Genomic DNA, 16,161 nt, shown 5'->3' on the forward strand with positions numbered 1-16,161 from the left:
TGTTAGCAAACGAATTATTTTATTATTATAGTCGGGACTGTTTGATTTTATACATTCAAAGAGTCCCTATTCACATTGCATCCAAAAAGAAGAACAGCTTCTTGAGATGGAGTGTTTTTTTATACCCATTTTCAAGAAAGCGGCCTTTTGCAAGCTGACACCTTGATGTCAGATAGATCCAAAACGCTCGTTGACCAACTGCTGCCGATTCCCCGCGGTTATGCACTGCACTTATTCTAAAGACCCCTTCTGTTTGGACACTTGATTGGTCAAGCAGAAAAAGGAAGGATGATTTTTTATTATGAAAACCGTCAACACGATCGCTGCTTTTGTAAACAAGTATTTGATCTACATCATGATTTTATTGATGATCGTCTCTTATTTTTTCCCGCAACCCTTCTTATGGATTCCGCCTCGTACAACGATTCTTTTAAGCATCATCATGTTTTGTATGGGGATGACTCTAAACGTTGCTGCGTTTAAAATGGTCGTCTTACAGCCCAAAGCATTCATCTTAGGGGTGCTTTTCCAGTTCACCATCAGTCCTTTGGTGGCTTACGGCTTAGCGCAGCTGTTTGGTCTTTCTTCCGGTTTGATCATCGGTTTTGTCTTACTAGGCTGCGTTTCTGGCGGAACCGCTAGCAATGTCATGACCTTCATCGGCAAAGGCGATGTCGCCCTCACCGTTTCCATGACCACGGTATCGACCTTGTTAGCGACCGTCGTTACACCCTTTTTGGTTTATGTCTTGGCTGGTCAGTACACCGAGATCTCCTTCTGGGAAATGCTCTTGTCTGTCTTGCAGATGGTGCTTTTGCCGATCATTTTAGGGGTGATCGTCCACAAACTCATTGCCAAGCACATCGAGCGATTTCTGCAATCATTTGTGTTGATTTCTTCCGTCAGTATCTTATTGATCGTTGCAGGAACTGTCGCTCGCAACGGTGCCGTCATCGTCCAATCTGGCTTGATCGTGATTTTCTTAGTCTTGCTCCATAACTTGATCGGCTACGGCGCAGGCTATGGTCTGAGCCGTGTGATGGGCGTCAGTGCTACCCAAGCCAAATCCATCATGTTTCAATTAGGAATGAAAAATACTGGCCTAGCGATCTCGTTAGCCAATGCCCACTTTGCCGCCATTGCTGCAGCCGTTACCCCTGCCGCAGTCGGCATGGTGATCCATCAAATTACCGGACCAATTTTAGCCAATCTCGTGGCCAAGAAAGAAGGAGAAAAGTATGAGTCAAAGTATCTTTTTGCCAAACTACACAATCGGGGCGGACGCCTACGAAAAAGTAAATGACATCGTAAAACCATACGGCACCAATGCCGTGATCATCGGCGGAAAAACCGCCCTTGAAAAAGCTGAAGACAAGATTAAAGCCGCTTTAACGTCAGCAGTCCAAGTGACGGATACCTTGTGGTACGGCGGCAACTCGACCTATGAAAACGTCGATCAGCTGTTCGCTACTCCAAGTGTCCAAGCCGCCGATGTTCTATTCGCCGTTGGTGGCGGCCGCGTTTGCGATACCGTCAAAGTGGTTGGGGAAAAAGCTGGCAAACCAGTCTTCACCTTCCCAACGATTGGCTCCAACTGCTCACCAGTCACCGCGGTTTGTGTCATCTATAAAGAAAACGGCGAGATGCAAGGGTTGTTTTTCCCTTCGCAACCGCCGACCCATGCCTTTATCGACAGTGAGATCATCGCCCAAGCCCCCGACAAGTACTTATGGGCAGGAATCGGCGATGCCCTCTCCAAAGAGATCGAATCGACATTTTCAGCGCGGGGCGATCAGTTAGATTACACCGATGGGTTAGGCATCCAAATCGGCAAAATGTGCACGGAACGCTTATTGCAATACGGCACACAAGCCTTGAAAGACAGTGCCGCCAATCAGCCGTCTTATGCCATTGAGCAAGTCGTCTTGGATATCATCGTAACCACCGGCTTAGTTTCCGTCTTAGTCATCAATGATTACAACTCCGCCCTTGCCCATTCCTTTTACTACGGAACGACCGTTTTGGAAAAAATGGAAGACTATTTACACGGCGCATCCGTTAGTTACGGCGTTTTGGCCTTGTTGCAACTCGATCAGCAAGATGCCCTCTTCCAGCGCATCTACGCCTTTATGAAGGAAAACAAACTGCCGGTTTGCCTAGCGGATATGGGCCTTAACGACACCAGCGATCTTGAGGCAATCTTAGACAAAGCAATGACCACCAATGACATCGTCCACGTGCCTTATGAGATCACGCGAGAAATGTTTAAACAGGCAATCCTAGACGTGGAAGCCTATCATGCCAAACAAAACCAAGCAGCATTGGCAGCTGCCAATTAAATGAAACCCTCCAGCAATTCGTTGCTGGAGGGTTTTTGTATGGCCTTTTTTTCGCTTCTTCGTACTTGTCCTCCTTCTTCTTTCTTACATGTTAAAAAACATGCAATCGTTTACTTTGATTTATTTTTAAAAACTTATTACTATTTTAGTATAACAAAGGAGGAGATTGGTTTGGAATTGGTTTATTTATCTGGGTTGTTTTTGGTCATTTTCTTGTTGTATTTTCTGGCAAAGAAAAATAATCGAATCAAACAGCTGTTTTCGAAGATCACGATTGCTTTTCTGCTTATTTACTTGGTTTGGCGTTTGTTTTTCACGATCCCTATGGATAGTTCTGCTTCACTAGTATTTGGGATCATTCTCTATATTGCAGAAGTCATTGGTTTGTTTGTCTATGGCTTTTTTGTTTACCTTTTTTCCAACAAGCTCTCAAAAGAATACCGCTACGAGGGAGATGAAGCAGAAGAATTCTTGCCAAGTGTCGCCGCTTTTATTTGTACTTACAATGAAGACATCAAGCTGGTGATCGCCACCGCACTGGCTGTCAAAGCCTTGAAATACCCCAACAAAAAAATCTATATCTGCGATGATGGCCATCGAGAGGAACTAAAAGAAATGGCCGAGCGAATGAACCTCGGCTATTTGACCCGCGAAGGAAATGCCAATGCTAAAGCTGGGAATATCAACTATGCCTTGTCCCAAACCAGCAGTGACTTGATTTTGCTTCTGGATGCTGACTTTATCGTCAAAAAGAACATTATTTTTGAAGCTGTCGACTATTTCCGCAATCCTAAAGTTGCATTGGTGCAATATCCACAAACATTTTATAACAAAGATCCTTTTCAATTACTGCGCAAATCCATGTACAACGAACAGGAATTATTCATGCGCTTTCTAGAACCCGCACTTTCTCGTGAGAATGCTTTGATCCATATCGGTACCAATGCCATCATTCGTCGCAGTGCCCTTGAAGAGATCGGCGGCGTTCCTACCAGCAGTATCACCGAAGATATGGCGACTGGGATGCTTTTACAAGACGCCGGCTATGAAACGATTTTTATCAATAAAGCCTATGCCTTGGGGATCACTCCTTACACTGCCAAAGAGCTGACCTCACAACGGACTCGGTGGGCGCAAGGAACGAAACAAATTTTTGACCACTTCAAACCGCGCCGCTTAAAAGGATTGTCGTTCATGCAAAAACTTTGTTATTACAACTCCTATTTGTATTGGTTTACCTCTTTCCAAAAAATCATCTTTTTATTGGCACCAACCTTATTTATGGTTTTTGATATCTTTATCGTCAGAAGCAACAATCACCAATTGTTGCTGTTCTTTTTACCGCCTTTCATTATGATTTCCCTGTCGTTTCGGCTGTATGTCCCTAATATCAGGAACCTGACAAGCTCCCACATCTATGATTGCTTTGTCGCTCCTATCCACACTGGGGCATTGATCAAAGAATTTATGAAATCACAGAAAAAATTCAACGTGACCAAAAAAGAGATCGTCGGCAGCAACGCCTTTGATTGGCGGACCGTCTTGCCCCACATCATCCTCTTTACTTGGATTTCCTTTGCCTGTCTGGTGGCTGGGTATCGTTTGTACCGAGGAGAAGGCTATGAATTCGGCTATATCGTGACCTTGGTTTGGTCGCTCTATAACCTCTATGGCTTGTTTTATGCCATTTTGATCGGGAAAAACCGTTTTATCGAAAGTGATAGTGAAGCCTTGAGTATCGCCATCAATCGTCAGCTTTCTTATGATGCGAAGACGTTCGAAATGTATCAAATGAGTTTCAACGGCTTCCGTATCCGTACTCATCCCGAGCAACTATTCGTACCAGGCGAAAGTTATACCTTTTATGATGACAAACACCGCTTCACCATCAATTCGATCTGTCTGGAGGATCATGGCACCTATGTGACTTTTGCCTTCAACAATCTAACACCGCAATCTGCTGAAGAGCTTGCCAGCTACTATAGCGACCAGCTCAACGCTGCCAAACAGTTGGAATTTGATATGGAGGAAGAAGTCGCAGAAATGAATAGTTAGCCCCGCCCCCTTTGTCGCAAGAGACAAAGGGGCTTTATTGATTCCAGAAAGCTCCTTAAAGGGCAGTTCTCCATCTTCTGATGATTCTCTTCCTTTAGATAACACTTAGACGTCTGCTTTATTTTTTTTCAATGATCATTGATTGAAAGAGCCATAACAGAATCTTGATGATGTCTCGATGGCAAATACTTTTTAAGCCTTTAGAAAATATTAAAAAGTCTGCTTTTCCTATGACCTGATTGAGCTGATACGCTTGTCACTGCTCACCTGTTTGTGAATAAAAGCGCATGGAAAAGCAATCCTTGTTATACTTATAAATAACACGAAGTCCTTAGAAAAAGGAGGAAAACACATGACCCGTTACAAACGATTTCGCTTTGTTCATTTAGGCGCTCTTTTGGTGTTGGGCTTACTCCTCACTGGCTGCAGTGCGGATACGGCACCAATTGAAGAACAACCGACTACCAACACCGCCACTTCTTCTGAACCAGCGGTTTCCTATGAAACCTTTCCATTGCCGCAACCAATCTTAGACGGGGAAACCAGTGTGGCGGAAGCTCTCTTCGAGCGGCGCTCGCAACGGGATTTTCTAGACACTGAGCTAACACAAGAACAGCTGGCACAGCTTTTATGGGCCGCTGCCGGTGTCACTACAGAAGATGGTCGCCGGACAGCGCCTTCGGCTGGTGCCTTGTATCCCTTAGACCTCTATGTCGTAGTCACACAGGTAACGGGGCTTGAGCCAGGGCTGTATCTGTATCAACCTGAGCAGCATACCTTAGCAAAAGTTCTTACCGGCGATTTTCGGACCGCACTGGCGGAAGGTTCGTTGGACCAGCCAGCAATCCAACGGGCACCTGCCACATTGCTTTATACAGTGGTTTATGAACGACTGATCGAGCGCTATGGGGACCGAGGAATCGAACGTTATGCCTATATCGAAGTCGGTCATTCCGCCCAAAATGTCCTTTTACAAGCCCAAGCGTTAGGCTTAGGTGCTGTGCCGATCGGCGCCTTCACAGATCATGAACTTACAGAGCTGCTGCAGCTGCCACCGGAAAATGAACCCCGCTATTTGATTCCTGTAGGCGTTATTGAGTAACACTGCCGACGAACAAAACCCAATTTTCATGGGACTACCGAACTGCCGTTAGAAAACCGCAACTGGCAAGGTTGATTTTCCCAGAAAAACCAGTAGAATCGAAAAACCACCTGCAAAAACAGCAGGTGGTTTTTCGATGGGCTTACAGTTTGTATGCTCGGACTTCTTCGGGTATTTCTTCTAGCGGCAACTCTTTTACCACCGCTTCGGTGCCTGCTGCCATCGCGGTATCGTAGTACCAGCATTTGTATTTGATCGTGTTCATGGTTTCTTGCAAGGCTGCCATTTGCTTTGTGACTTCTTCCAGACGTTCATGAAACAGCTGCTGCCGTTTCTGCAAAGACGCATCGCCTTCCTCGCCCCAATCCAAGAAATTCTTGATGTCTTTGATGGGCATGCCAGTATTCTTCAAACAATCGATCACTTTGATCGTCGCTACTTCTTTTTCTGAAAACACCCGAATGCCGCCATTACTGCGGGCCAGCTTCGGAAACATCCCTTCTCGATCGTAATAACGCAGAGTCGAGATGGGGATATTGGTCGTTTGTGATACTTCGCCAATCGAGTAACTCACTTGCATCGCTCCTAAAAAAAATTTTGTTTATCGCTTGACCTAAACCTAACTTCAAGTTCTACAATTAAAATACACCGCAAGCACTGAACTGTCAATCACCTATCGTCTCATAGGTTCGCCATTGGCAGTAGCAGGATTCGATGAAAAAAATCATTCACTGGAGGAAATACAAATGACAGAAATCAAAGAAAAAGTTATCGTAATTATGGGAGCATCTTCAGGAATTGGGGAAGCAACCGCCGTTAAACTAGCCGAACAAGGGGCAAAAGTAGTGATCGCTGCCCGCCGTGAAGAGCGCATCAAAGCACTGGCTGAAAAATTAGGAGAAAATGTCTTGTATCAAACAGCCGATGTCACCAATCGCGAACAAGTCCAGCAAGTCATTGATTTAGCCATGACCTCCTTTGGTCGGATTGATGTCCTTTTTAATAATGCTGGCATCATGCCTCAAGGAAACTTGGCAGAGTTGAACTATGACAGCTGGCAAAAAATGCTGAATATCAATATCATGGGGGTATTGAACGGGATCGGCGCTGTGCTGCCCATCATGCAAAAACAGCAAGACGGTTTGATCATCGCCACTGACTCAGTTGCCGGACATGTCATTTACCCGGGTTCTGCCGTGTACAACGGGACAAAGTTTGCAGTTCGTGCAATTATGGAAGGCTTGCGCCAAGAAGAACGTGAACATGGCATTCGCTCAACCATCGTCTCTCCGGGAATGGTCTCCACGGAATTGTTTGAAACCGTCGGCAATGCTCAACTAGAAGCAGCCTTGAAAGAAACCTCTCGCGTAGAAGGCAACAGCCTAACGCCAGAAGACGTAGCAAATGCAGTGGTTTATGCCATTCAACAGCCCAAACATGTGGCGATCAGCGAAGTCTTGCTGCGCCCAGCAAAACAAACCGTTTAAGCTATTTCTACTAATCTAAGAAACCTGCGACCGATTCAAGCTGGTCGCAGGTTTTTTTGTCGTCAAAGCCCACCGTTTTCTTGGAAAAATTACTTGATTTTCTTGTAACACCCGCTTGTCCAAAGAATGTAAACCAATGGTTGCTTTATGTAAACGACTAGGTTCTGTTGCTTCGGGGGAAATTTTTTTATACTTAGTACAAAGCTTCCGTATAAACCCGTTTGATCAGAAACAAACCGGACGTTCTCCTCATGAACGATGAATAGCCAAGCAAGCGCGCAGCCCTACCTTCACCGTTGACTTGCAAGTACTGCCTTAGCTGTCCTCTTTTTAGTACTTGCTTTTTATAAAAGAATGGAGTGTGTATATGAATGTAAAACAGCTACTCATTATTGCCGAGCAACGAAGAAACATTACGAATCAAAAATTGAGCTATGCTGAAAATTTCTTGGCTGCCGGCTACTCTGCTGCCGAATTGCTGGCAGACGAAACCTTTCTTGAATTAGAGCGAAGGGAAACCCAACTGATTGCAGAACGCAACGCCATTTTTTACGAAGAAGTCAGCCACAATTAATCCCCCTGTCCAATTGTAGGCGACGAAAAAGCGAAGGCTCAGCAGCACCTTCGCTTTTTTAACCCTCAAAGGCGTCCTTTGCCCTGAGGATCACGCCGCTTGATCGTCCAATAAAACAGCCCTGCAAAGAAACCACCGAGAATCAGGAAATTCATGCCGTATAGACAGTAGAGGAAGAAAAAGTTCAGCTGCCCACTACTCCAAAAGACCATGATTCCCACTAAAACCAGACTGTTGACGCATCCTGTCAACACACAAACCGTGCGACTGCACTCCAAGCTTTGTAATAGGTATTTTGTGATTTCATATAACGGACTGACGAGCATTATCCCCAGCATGATTGGTAGAATAGCTGGCAACAAGTCTAAAACAGCGACATCTGTAGTAAACAACTGAAAAAAAGCAGGACGAAAGACCCAGATCAGACTGGCGATTCCGACATAAGCCACAAAAGAAGAAACGAAGGCACTTTTCCCCACTGCTAAAATCTTCTGACGGTTTTTCTGTCCATTCGCCTCACTAGCAAAGACGGTCACTGCGTTGCCATACATCAAAGCAGGCAACCGTGCGATCATCAATCCTTGGCTGCCGATCGCATAGGCTGCCAGCGTACTGACACCCAATCGTGAGACGAAAGCTTCAAAAGCAATAATAAAGACTAAGCCTTCAAAGCATTCCTGAATCATTAAGGGGACCGCTTTTTTCAATAAAAAGGTGCGTTTTCGTGGTCTTTGTTTCAGCCCCCTGGCTAGACTTTCTCGTAAAAGAACCCCATAAATCCCCAGCAAGCACAAAGTCGCAAGCATATTTGCGATGCCACTGCCTAAGACCCCCATTGCGGGAAAACCGAGATTGCCATTTATCAATAGATAGCTAAGCAACACCTGTACCAACGCACTAATAATGGAAACGCCGAGGATGTAATTCGTTTTCTTTTCAATTTTTAAAAGACTAGTAAAAACAAACGTGACTAACGTAAGTAAAATATAGGGAGACATGATTGCAAGATACAATGTTGCGGTCCTTAGCAGCTCCCCACTAAATCCGTAGACAACCTGCAAAATGCCGTGTCCAAAAAGCAGGAAAATCAGGAAAAAGCTCACGCCGATCGCGACTACTAGAAAAAGAACCGACGACAGATAATCATTTAACTGCGTCTCTTCTCTTTGTCCGACTGCCTTTGCGCCATAAATATTAAAAGCTAGACCAATCGCACCTAAGATACCCGCAAAAGCATAGAGAAACCCGTCGATCAGTGCGATCGCCGCCAATGCTTCCGTGGATCTTCTTGAAATAATCGCTAATGAAACTTGCGCAATAATGATTTGAAACAAATTGGAAGCAATCAAAGGCAATGTAAAAGACTGTATTTTTTTGTTCAAAAAGCTCTCCTCTCTCATTCGTCATAACTGCGCAACACCCACTCGCTTATTGTGATTTTAGTCACAAGAAAAGCGATCGTTGGTCGCTACATATACTCAACGACCCATCGGGCGTTTTGACGTTTCTCCCTCCATTTAACCATACAGCCTTCTCGGTGTATATTCCTTCGTAATTAAAAAACAAAACATACCGACAATCTCCGCTTATTTCCTCTATTGGTGTCGACAAGCAATCACTGATGAAGAGTAAAAAGGTTCAGAAGAACATGCTGCTCTTCTGAACCTTTTCCATAGGATGATAAAAAACGCGACAAACCTTTCAAAAATCCCGTTATTTCTTCACGATCAGCTGAACGGCTTGATCGATTTTCTGCTTTTGGGTTTCCGTGTCGCTGTCTGGATTTTCCAAACAATTTTTCAAATTTTCAGCGACAATGATCCCCATAATACGGTTAACACTGGAACTGACGGCGGACAATTGCGTGATGACATCGACGCATTCTTTCTCGTCTTCGATCATTTTTTGAATCCCCCTCAACTGGCCTTCGGTTCGTTTTAACCGATTCAAGATATCTTTGTTGCATGCGGTCATCGTTTGATTTCTCCTCTCCATGCTGACATGCCGCCGAGGACATTGGTCACTTGAAACCCTTGCTGGCTCAAAAACTCAGATGCCATTTGCGAACGAGCCCCTGAATGACAGATGACATAGTAGTTTTTATCCTTCTCTAAGTCGCTGATTTGTTCTGTCAGCTCGCTCAACGGTAGGTTTTGTGCTGTTTTGATGTGTCCTTGTGCAAACTCATCGACTTCTCTGACATCAAGGATCTCAAGTGGTTCACGTTTTTCTTTTTGGGCAAATTCCTCCATAGATATTGCTTTAATCATGAATAATCATCTCCGGCTTAATAGTATTATACAACGAAAAGGCACCATCGAGGTTTTGACAATTGATGCCCGCTTGTTTTAAGATGCGTTCGGCAATGTAGCTTCTCAATCCGCTATGACACGTAACGACATACGAAACGCTTGGATCCAATTCAGACAACCGATCCCTCAATTCATCTAACGGAATGTGGAGCGCTTGTTGAAAACGTCCATTATTGGCTAATTCCATCTCTGAACGAACATCCAACAACTGCTTACCGTTTTCTAAGGCATCCGTCAATTCGTGCCACTGAATATTCTCACTGATTCCTTCCGCCAGATTGATCGCTGCATAGCCAAGCATATTCACTGGATCTTTGGCTGAGCCAAAAGGCGGTGCATAGGTGAATTCCAGTTCAGGCAAGTCAAAGATCGTTAAGCCGCCTTTGATCGCTGTTGCCAATATATCGATCCGTTTATCGACTCCTTTGGCACCGATGCCTTGCGCACCGTAGATTTTTCCAGTATCCGCATCAAAAATCAGTTTCAAATAAATATCCGTCGCATCCGGATAATACCCTGCATGGTCTTTGCCTGAAAGATGAACCACCTGGGGATTTAGCCCTGCCAGTTTGGCGCTGCGCTCACTCAACCCTGTGGAAGCTGCTGCAAGATCGAATACGCGCACGATCGCAGTCCCGATACTGCCTTTGTTTTTGCGAGCCAGTCCTCCCAACACATCAGCTACTTGCCGACCTTGGCGATTGGCTGGTGAAGCCAGGGAGATCAGCGTGTCTTCGTTGGTGATTTGTTGTTTCACAACGATGGCATCACCCACCGCGTAAATATCTTTCTTGCTGGTTTGGTATTGCTCATCTACTAAGATACCCCCCCGGCGTCCCAATTCAATACCAGCACGTTTCGCCAAATCCGTTTCTGGTTGGACACCAACCGAAAGAATCATGAGATCTGAAGTCAGGACCGTGCCATCTTCCAGAACGATTTCTTGCCCTGCTTTTTCAAAAGCGGTCGCTGACTGCGAGGTCAAAACTTTGACCCCTTGCTTGATCAATTCATTTTTGACATACGCAGCCATTTCTTCGTCCAAAGGTGGCAATACGTGGGGTGCTTTTTCTACGATCGTTACTTCGAGGCCTTTTTTATGTAAATTTTCAGCGACTTCTAACCCAATAAACCCAGCGCCAATGATCGTGGCTTTTTGAGGCTTTTTGTCTTCAAGATGCGCCATGATTTGGTCTAAGTCAGGAACATTGCGCAAAGAAAAGGCGTTGGTTGCTTCTTCTAGCCCTTTGATCGCTGGTACTAGCGGTTTTGCCCCCGGCGATAAAATCAACGCATCATAAGATTCCGTGAAGACATGTTCGCCATGTTTGACCGTCACCGTTTTCTCCTCTGGCTCGATCGACAGCACTTCATGAAAAGGTCGCACATCTAAGTTGAACCGTTTCTTTAATGCTTCAGGTGTTTGGACCAATAGGGCATCTCGCTCTTTGATCTCACCAGAAATGGCATACGGCAACCCGCAATTCGCAAAAGAGACAAAAGGACCTTTTTCAAAAACAATGATCTCCGCTGCTTCTTTAAGCCGACGTAAGCGCGTGGCTGCCGACATTCCCCCTGCTACCCCACCGACAATAACTATTTTTTCCATCATTACTTTCCTCCTTTGGTTGTTCCGCGCCATTGATTCATTCCGCCACGAACGTTGACCACATCAAAACCTTTTTTACTTAGGATTTTGGCTGCTTGTTTGCTTCGCATCCCCGATTGGCAAATGACTGCCAGTTTCTTGTCGCCTTTTTGAGTAAATCCAGCAATCTTATTTAACGGTACATTTTTCGCATAGGCAATGTGCCCGCTGCGGTACTCCGCCGGCGTGCGTACATCCAAAACCGTCCATTCTTTGGCTCCTTCTTTTTGTAAATCTGCTGTTGACATACTTGGTATGCGCTTAAATAGTGAAAACATTTCTTGCTCCTTTCATATACCCCTAGGGGTATATTAAACAAGATGTTTCGCGATTTGTCAACTAAGTGATTTTCTTTAAGAAAAGAACCTTGCTGTTGCGCTGCTCCCCGCTCGATACTCTCGACAGCTGTCGGACAGCTACCGATCAAGCAGCGAAAGGCCTGTATCCCACATTTCCCTCCCCTCGATCACAATGCTATAATAAAAGAAAAGATACATTGTAAAAATAACACACATCAAATCGTTTACTTAGCAGCTGATCGCTTTGATTATTAAAGATGATTGGCTCCCGCCCTAACCAAGAGCGGACAAAAAAGCGACGCAAGCACCACTTTCCCTTGATTTATCAAGCAGCAAGCCCTGCTTTCTTGGAACCAACGAGGGTTTCGACTATGCTTAAGTCACATCAGCGAAAGGAAGAAAAGATGGAATTTGGCGAAAAAATCAAAGAAGTACGTACGAGAAATAACTTGACCCAAGAACAATTTGCCACTCAACTACACGTGACGAGACAAGCCGTTTCGAACTGGGAAAACAATCGCAATCTACCGGATTTAGAAATGCTGATTGCCATCGCCACGATTTTTGAACTCTCGCTTGATGAATTGATTTTAGGAGGAACTCAAGTGAACAAGATCACTGAAAAACTAATCAAAGACGGCAGCGAGACCCGACGCGCCAAACTCAATTTGATCACGACCTTGATCGGAACATTTTTACTACTATTCGGCTTTGCTTGCTTCTTCATCAAAGCAAGCGCCGTGGAATATATCGATCAAACCGGCATTTTACATGAAAATTTCTACCTGATTCCCGTAGGATTCTTGTTTCTATTGGCTAGTTTCGTAGTATTTGCAGGAACCGGGATCAATTATTTTCGAGCTGTTAGGAGAAAATAAATAAGAAGACGGTATAAAGCGACCCTCGAAAAGCAGATCAAAATCTGACTTTGGCGGGTCGCTCCATTTAAATTGCCTTGCTAAATTGTTTGATTCCAGTAAATACTGTACCGATACTTTATCTCCTTACAAAATCCCCTCTATTCTTCTTTCGTTTCACAAATTGATCCCACTGATCATTCCTTAAAGTGTTTAAACTATTTACGACTATTCGTCAAGCAATTATGCTTAAAATAGTATAAAAAACCATTCCAATCATTTTTTTTGACACAAAAAATGTCAGATGATAGCCTTGAAATAGAAGGTTATCACTAACAATGACCTTCTTGCTTTTGGAATAAATAATAAAAAGGAGTGTATGAAATGAAACATCTAAAAGCGTTGGTTGTCAAAGCACTAATGATTTGGGCGATTTTGTGGATTGTGTTGTCAGGGATTTACGATGTCAGTTTTATGGACTCGACGATCGTCGGTGTGATCATTGTGGTGATGATCTATGTGCTAGGCGACTTGGTCATTTTGCGAAAGATCGGTAACATTGCGGCAACGGTTGCAGATGCCGGCGCAGCAGCCCTTATCCTATGGCTGTATCTGACTTATATGGACTATACAAATGACATCTGGATGCTAGTATTGATCCCAGCAGTATTGATTGGTGTGGCAGAATGGTTCTTCCACAAATGGTTGTTAAAAGCAGACATCGTGCCAGATGAACGGAAAATGAAATAATTTTGTTGATTGCTAGAATCGAACGCAGACTCTTGTTCTGTGTTCGATTTTTTTTGTTTACAAGATCGGCTATTGAAAAGCGACGCATCTTCATGTTCCATACGTTTTCTATAGTCACGCACGCTTGCCAAGATTTCTGGTTAGCTAAAGCAATCGCCAAATTTGAATAAATCCCATCTTTCCATTACTATAAACGAAATCCGATCGTTTTTGCACGGTTATACTATCAAGGAGGTTTGTATGGCAATTCATGTGATGTGGTTTAGAAAGGATCTACGCTTAGAGGACAACACGGCACTGACTGAGGCGCTTGCGTCTCTTCAAGAAAACGACCATTTGTTGTGTGTATTTCATCTCAATGACAAGCAGTTTCTCCCCGAGGCGCCAAGCCATGATTACTTTTTTAGCGCAGTTGCTCACTTTATCGAGGCTGCCAAAAAGCAAAATCTGACGATCCACCTATTGACAGGGACTTTGACAGAAGCCTTTGATCAATTGTTCGCTTGCTATCCAGAATGGAGCCAACTGTACTTCAACTTTGATAACCGTGGATTTGGTCGTAAACGCGACCTCTACATAAAAGAATTGGTCGAGAAAAAAGGCATCACTGTCCATTCTTTTGAAGACCATCATCTGCATCAACCAACAGAAGTCACCAAAGAGGATGGGACGTATTACAAAAAATTTACCCCCTACTATAAGAAATGGATTCAATTGCCCAAACCGGTGTATCAAAAGCAGGCCCTCGATTTTGAAAAAGCCGTTCATTTTGATGATGCCCCTCACTTCAAAGCAGGGACAACACTGCTTACTAAGCTGCTAGAAAATAGAAAGACCGATTTTTCAACGATCGTTGGGGAAGACTATGCGCATAAACAATTGCAGGCATTTGTGCAAAAGCGTTTGGCCGCCTATGAAAAAGACCGTGATCTCCCTTCGATCAAAGGAACGAGCCGCCTGTCCCCTTTCTTGTCTTTTGGACAAATCTCCATTCGGAAGGTTTGGGCCGCTTGCCAAAGAATGCCATCCAGCACTGGCAAAGCGACCTTTTTAAAAGAACTGGCTTGGCGAGATTTTTATCATATGATCTACTTCAGCCATCCTGAACAAAAAAACTATGAACTCATTGAGAAATATCGAAACATGGATTGGCGAAAGAATGAAGAGGAGCTAACCAAATGGCAAGCAGGGCAAACCGGCTATCCGATCATTGATGCCGCGATGCGGCAGCTGAATCAAACTGGTTGGATGCATAACCGTCTACGGATGATCGTCGCTTCCTTTCTAACCAAAGATTTACTGATCGATTGGCGGCAAGGAGAAGCCTATTTTGCTCGACAATTGATCGACTACGACGCTGCCAGCAATATCGGCGGCTGGCAGTGGGCAGCTTCGACTGGCACCGATGCGGTTCCTTACTTTCGAATTTTCAACCCCATTACACAAGGGAAAAAATTCGACAAGGATGGGACGTTTATCAAACAATTTGTTCCCGAACTCGCCCAGTTGCCGCTAAAATTCATCCATGAACCCTACTTGATGACTGACGAAGAACAAGCCGACCTAAAAGTAGTTTTAGGCACCGACTATCCGTTGCCTGTAGTTGACCACAACGAAGCCAGAAAAAGAGCCCTCGATTTGTATAGTAAAATCGAACCATAAAAAGCTGCCATGGACTGCTCTCAAGCATTTTCGGTAAAAAAAACCAGCAAAGACGGTCTCTTACGGAGCGCCTTTGCTGGTTTTTTATTAAACTGGTGCGCTATTTTTCACCTTTCTATAGTGAAAAAACAAGCGGCATGTCTCATCAAGCTGTCTGCTGCTGGGCATACATAAAAGAAGTATTTTCCATGCTGTGTTTTTTAATTAAGGTCTTGTTGTCTACTTCTCCTCTTATTTCTAGTCGCTCTAAGTACCAATCCCCTGACGATTCATAGATCGAACCCTTTACTAGCGGCGTTCCCTGCTTTTTCACGACTGGCTAGCAATGTTTCTCCTTGCAAAACTGTTCGTCTGATGAAAGGTCATCTATAGAACCATTCTGTTATAATAGCTCCATATTTGAGGATAAGGATGGTTTATATGAAAAAAATAATCGGATTCATCTTAGTCGTACTTTTAGGGTTTGTTGGATACAAAGGATATGAATATTATCAATCCACCTACTCAGGACAAACAGCTTACGCGTATGTCCCGTCTGAGATTCCGCCTAAAGTCCAACACGAAAGTAAGAGCGGCATCGGCGACCAGTCTCCTTGGTATTCTTACGATTACACATTAAACTTTGTAAAAGAAGATGGCAGCACCCAAACCCTTGAGGTTTCATTATCAGAAGATAACGCAAAACCCTTAACACCAAATTCTTATGTAAAAGCGGTGATCAGTGAAAAGCGTACAATAAAAGGCCCGAATGGCGTTGAAAAAGACGCAATTCCCAAAAAGGTTCTAGAGAAATTAGAAAATCAGAACTAACGATGCCAGACTCACATCTCTATGTGGGTCTTTTTTACCTCCTTCCAAAATCAGCATTTTGAATCCCTTCTGTTAGTTTCATTGATGTCTTCTGCTCTGTTGCGATACGTTATACAAGGATACTGGGCACATTTATTTAGCAGAAAGCTGCTTGACTGATCCCTGTTTTCATTCCGTCATCAATGATAAGAGCAATTCAAGCTCCTTTTCCTTTCCCTCCTTCGCAGATAATTGAAAAAGCAGCGAATCACCTATTCGTTGACTCA

At 44.2% G+C, this 16,161-nt stretch carries 16 protein-coding genes; 10 read left to right on the forward strand and 6 right to left on the reverse strand.

What is annotated here, in order from left to right; translation table 11 throughout:
• The first annotated feature begins 301 nt into the window (after window positions 1–301).
• The 4 genes from IGI69_RS15670 (at window position 302) to IGI69_RS15685 (ending at window position 5,496) form a co-directional block, all read left to right on the forward strand.
• Window positions 302–1,303: a bile acid:sodium symporter family protein gene (locus IGI69_RS15670; RefSeq protein WP_010748949.1), complete on the forward strand. Its 1,002-nt coding sequence runs from the start codon at window positions 302–304 to the stop codon at window positions 1,301–1,303.
• The gene (locus IGI69_RS15675) at window positions 1,239–2,339 is read left to right on the forward strand and encodes an iron-containing alcohol dehydrogenase family protein (RefSeq protein WP_017144437.1); all 1,101 of its coding nucleotides are present in this window, start codon (window positions 1,239–1,241) and stop codon (window positions 2,337–2,339) included. Before IGI69_RS15670 ends, IGI69_RS15675 begins: the two co-directional genes overlap by 65 nt.
• A gap of 171 nt (window positions 2,340–2,510) precedes the next feature.
• Window positions 2,511–4,394, forward strand: coding sequence for a glycosyltransferase family 2 protein (locus IGI69_RS15680; protein WP_086339151.1), 1,884 nt, complete (start codon window positions 2,511–2,513; stop codon window positions 4,392–4,394).
• 352 nt (window positions 4,395–4,746) lie between these two features.
• On the forward strand, window positions 4,747–5,496 hold the full coding sequence (locus IGI69_RS15685) for a SagB/ThcOx family dehydrogenase (RefSeq protein ID WP_086338772.1): 750 nt from the start codon (window positions 4,747–4,749) through the stop codon (window positions 5,494–5,496).
• A gap of 142 nt (window positions 5,497–5,638) precedes the next feature.
• On the opposite strand, the gene IGI69_RS15690 is transcribed toward IGI69_RS15685, so the two are convergent.
• The gene (locus tag IGI69_RS15690; protein ID WP_005230594.1) at window positions 5,639–6,076 is read right to left on the reverse strand and encodes a MerR family transcriptional regulator; all 438 of its coding nucleotides are present in this window, start codon (window positions 6,074–6,076) and stop codon (window positions 5,639–5,641) included.
• A 166-nt stretch (window positions 6,077–6,242) separates the two neighbouring features.
• Between IGI69_RS15690 and IGI69_RS15695 the strand changes: the two genes are divergently transcribed.
• Both IGI69_RS15695 and IGI69_RS15700 read left to right on the forward strand, forming a co-directional pair.
• On the forward strand, window positions 6,243–6,983 hold the full coding sequence (locus tag IGI69_RS15695) for an SDR family oxidoreductase (protein ID WP_086338773.1): 741 nt from the start codon (window positions 6,243–6,245) through the stop codon (window positions 6,981–6,983).
• Window positions 6,984–7,350: 367 nt separating this feature from the next.
• Entirely contained in the window at window positions 7,351–7,557 is a 207-nt protein-coding gene (locus IGI69_RS15700) for a hypothetical protein (RefSeq protein WP_086338774.1), read from the forward strand.
• Between the two features lie 65 nt (window positions 7,558–7,622).
• Here the strand turns inward: IGI69_RS15700 and IGI69_RS15705 are convergent, their stop codons facing one another.
• The 5 genes from IGI69_RS15705 to IGI69_RS15725 all read right to left on the reverse strand — a co-directional run bounded on the left by IGI69_RS15705 (window position 7,623) and on the right by IGI69_RS15725 (window position 11,795).
• A complete protein-coding gene (locus IGI69_RS15705; RefSeq protein WP_086338775.1) occupies window positions 7,623–8,939 on the reverse strand; it encodes an MATE family efflux transporter in 1,317 nt (438 codons plus the stop codon).
• Between the two features lie 331 nt (window positions 8,940–9,270).
• Window positions 9,271–9,531, reverse strand: coding sequence for a metal-sensitive transcriptional regulator (locus IGI69_RS15710; RefSeq protein ID WP_005230585.1), 261 nt, complete (start codon window positions 9,529–9,531; stop codon window positions 9,271–9,273).
• Window positions 9,528–9,827 (reverse strand): rhodanese-like domain-containing protein, encoded by a 300-nt coding sequence (locus IGI69_RS15715; RefSeq protein ID WP_010748942.1) that lies wholly within the window; start codon window positions 9,825–9,827, stop codon window positions 9,528–9,530. The genes IGI69_RS15710 and IGI69_RS15715 overlap by 4 nt, the downstream gene beginning before the upstream one ends.
• Entirely contained in the window at window positions 9,820–11,478 is a 1,659-nt protein-coding gene (locus tag IGI69_RS15720; RefSeq protein ID WP_086339152.1) for an FAD-dependent oxidoreductase, read from the reverse strand. The genes IGI69_RS15715 and IGI69_RS15720 overlap by 8 nt, the downstream gene beginning before the upstream one ends.
• Before the next feature lie 2 nt (window positions 11,479–11,480).
• Window positions 11,481–11,795 carry a rhodanese-like domain-containing protein gene (locus IGI69_RS15725; RefSeq protein ID WP_005230579.1) on the reverse strand — a complete coding sequence of 105 codons (315 nt, stop codon included), beginning with the start codon at window positions 11,793–11,795 and terminating at the stop codon, window positions 11,481–11,483.
• Between the two features lie 425 nt (window positions 11,796–12,220).
• Between IGI69_RS15725 and IGI69_RS15730 the strand changes: the two genes are divergently transcribed.
• The 4 genes from IGI69_RS15730 (at window position 12,221) to IGI69_RS15745 (ending at window position 15,895) form a co-directional block, all read left to right on the forward strand.
• Window positions 12,221–12,694, forward strand: coding sequence for a DUF3955 domain-containing protein (locus IGI69_RS15730; protein ID WP_086338776.1), 474 nt, complete (start codon window positions 12,221–12,223; stop codon window positions 12,692–12,694).
• Between the two features lie 363 nt (window positions 12,695–13,057).
• On the forward strand, window positions 13,058–13,423 hold the full coding sequence (locus tag IGI69_RS15735) for a DUF2512 family protein (RefSeq protein ID WP_086338777.1): 366 nt from the start codon (window positions 13,058–13,060) through the stop codon (window positions 13,421–13,423).
• A 240-nt stretch (window positions 13,424–13,663) separates the two neighbouring features.
• Window positions 13,664–15,085 (forward strand): cryptochrome/photolyase family protein, encoded by a 1,422-nt coding sequence (locus IGI69_RS15740; protein WP_086338778.1) that lies wholly within the window; start codon window positions 13,664–13,666, stop codon window positions 15,083–15,085.
• A gap of 411 nt (window positions 15,086–15,496) precedes the next feature.
• Window positions 15,497–15,895 carry a YxeA family protein gene (locus IGI69_RS15745; protein WP_010748936.1) on the forward strand — a complete coding sequence of 133 codons (399 nt, stop codon included), beginning with the start codon at window positions 15,497–15,499 and terminating at the stop codon, window positions 15,893–15,895.
• The last annotated feature ends 266 nt before the right edge of the window (window positions 15,896–16,161 follow it).

The sequence above is a fragment of the Enterococcus sp. DIV1083b genome (assembly GCF_051713705.1).
Lineage (GTDB): Bacteria > Bacillota > Bacilli > Lactobacillales > Enterococcaceae > Enterococcus_D > Enterococcus_D casseliflavus.

Coding starts and splice junctions, on each gene's coding strand:
- IGI69_RS15670 (WP_010748949.1), top strand. CDS start 302: ATGAAAACCGTCAACACGATCGCTGCTTTTGTAAACAAGTATTTGATC.
- IGI69_RS15675 (WP_017144437.1), top strand. CDS start 1,239: ATGAGTCAAAGTATCTTTTTGCCAAACTACACAATCGGGGCGGACGCC.
- IGI69_RS15685 (WP_086338772.1), top strand. CDS start 4,747: ATGACCCGTTACAAACGATTTCGCTTTGTTCATTTAGGCGCTCTTTTG.
- IGI69_RS15690 (WP_005230594.1), bottom strand. CDS start 6,076: ATGCAAGTGAGTTACTCGATTGGCGAAGTATCACAAACGACCAATATC.
- IGI69_RS15695 (WP_086338773.1), top strand. CDS start 6,243: ATGACAGAAATCAAAGAAAAAGTTATCGTAATTATGGGAGCATCTTCA.
- IGI69_RS15700 (WP_086338774.1), top strand. CDS start 7,351: ATGAATGTAAAACAGCTACTCATTATTGCCGAGCAACGAAGAAACATT.
- IGI69_RS15710 (WP_005230585.1), bottom strand. CDS start 9,531: ATGACCGCATGCAACAAAGATATCTTGAATCGGTTAAAACGAACCGAA.
- IGI69_RS15715 (WP_010748942.1), bottom strand. CDS start 9,827: ATGATTAAAGCAATATCTATGGAGGAATTTGCCCAAAAAGAAAAACGT.
- IGI69_RS15720 (WP_086339152.1), bottom strand. CDS start 11,478: ATGGAAAAAATAGTTATTGTCGGTGGGGTAGCAGGGGGAATGTCGGCA.
- IGI69_RS15725 (WP_005230579.1), bottom strand. CDS start 11,795: ATGTTTTCACTATTTAAGCGCATACCAAGTATGTCAACAGCAGATTTA.
- IGI69_RS15730 (WP_086338776.1), top strand. CDS start 12,221: ATGGAATTTGGCGAAAAAATCAAAGAAGTACGTACGAGAAATAACTTG.
- IGI69_RS15735 (WP_086338777.1), top strand. CDS start 13,058: ATGAAACATCTAAAAGCGTTGGTTGTCAAAGCACTAATGATTTGGGCG.
- IGI69_RS15740 (WP_086338778.1), top strand. CDS start 13,664: ATGGCAATTCATGTGATGTGGTTTAGAAAGGATCTACGCTTAGAGGAC.
- IGI69_RS15745 (WP_010748936.1), top strand. CDS start 15,497: ATGGTTTATATGAAAAAAATAATCGGATTCATCTTAGTCGTACTTTTA.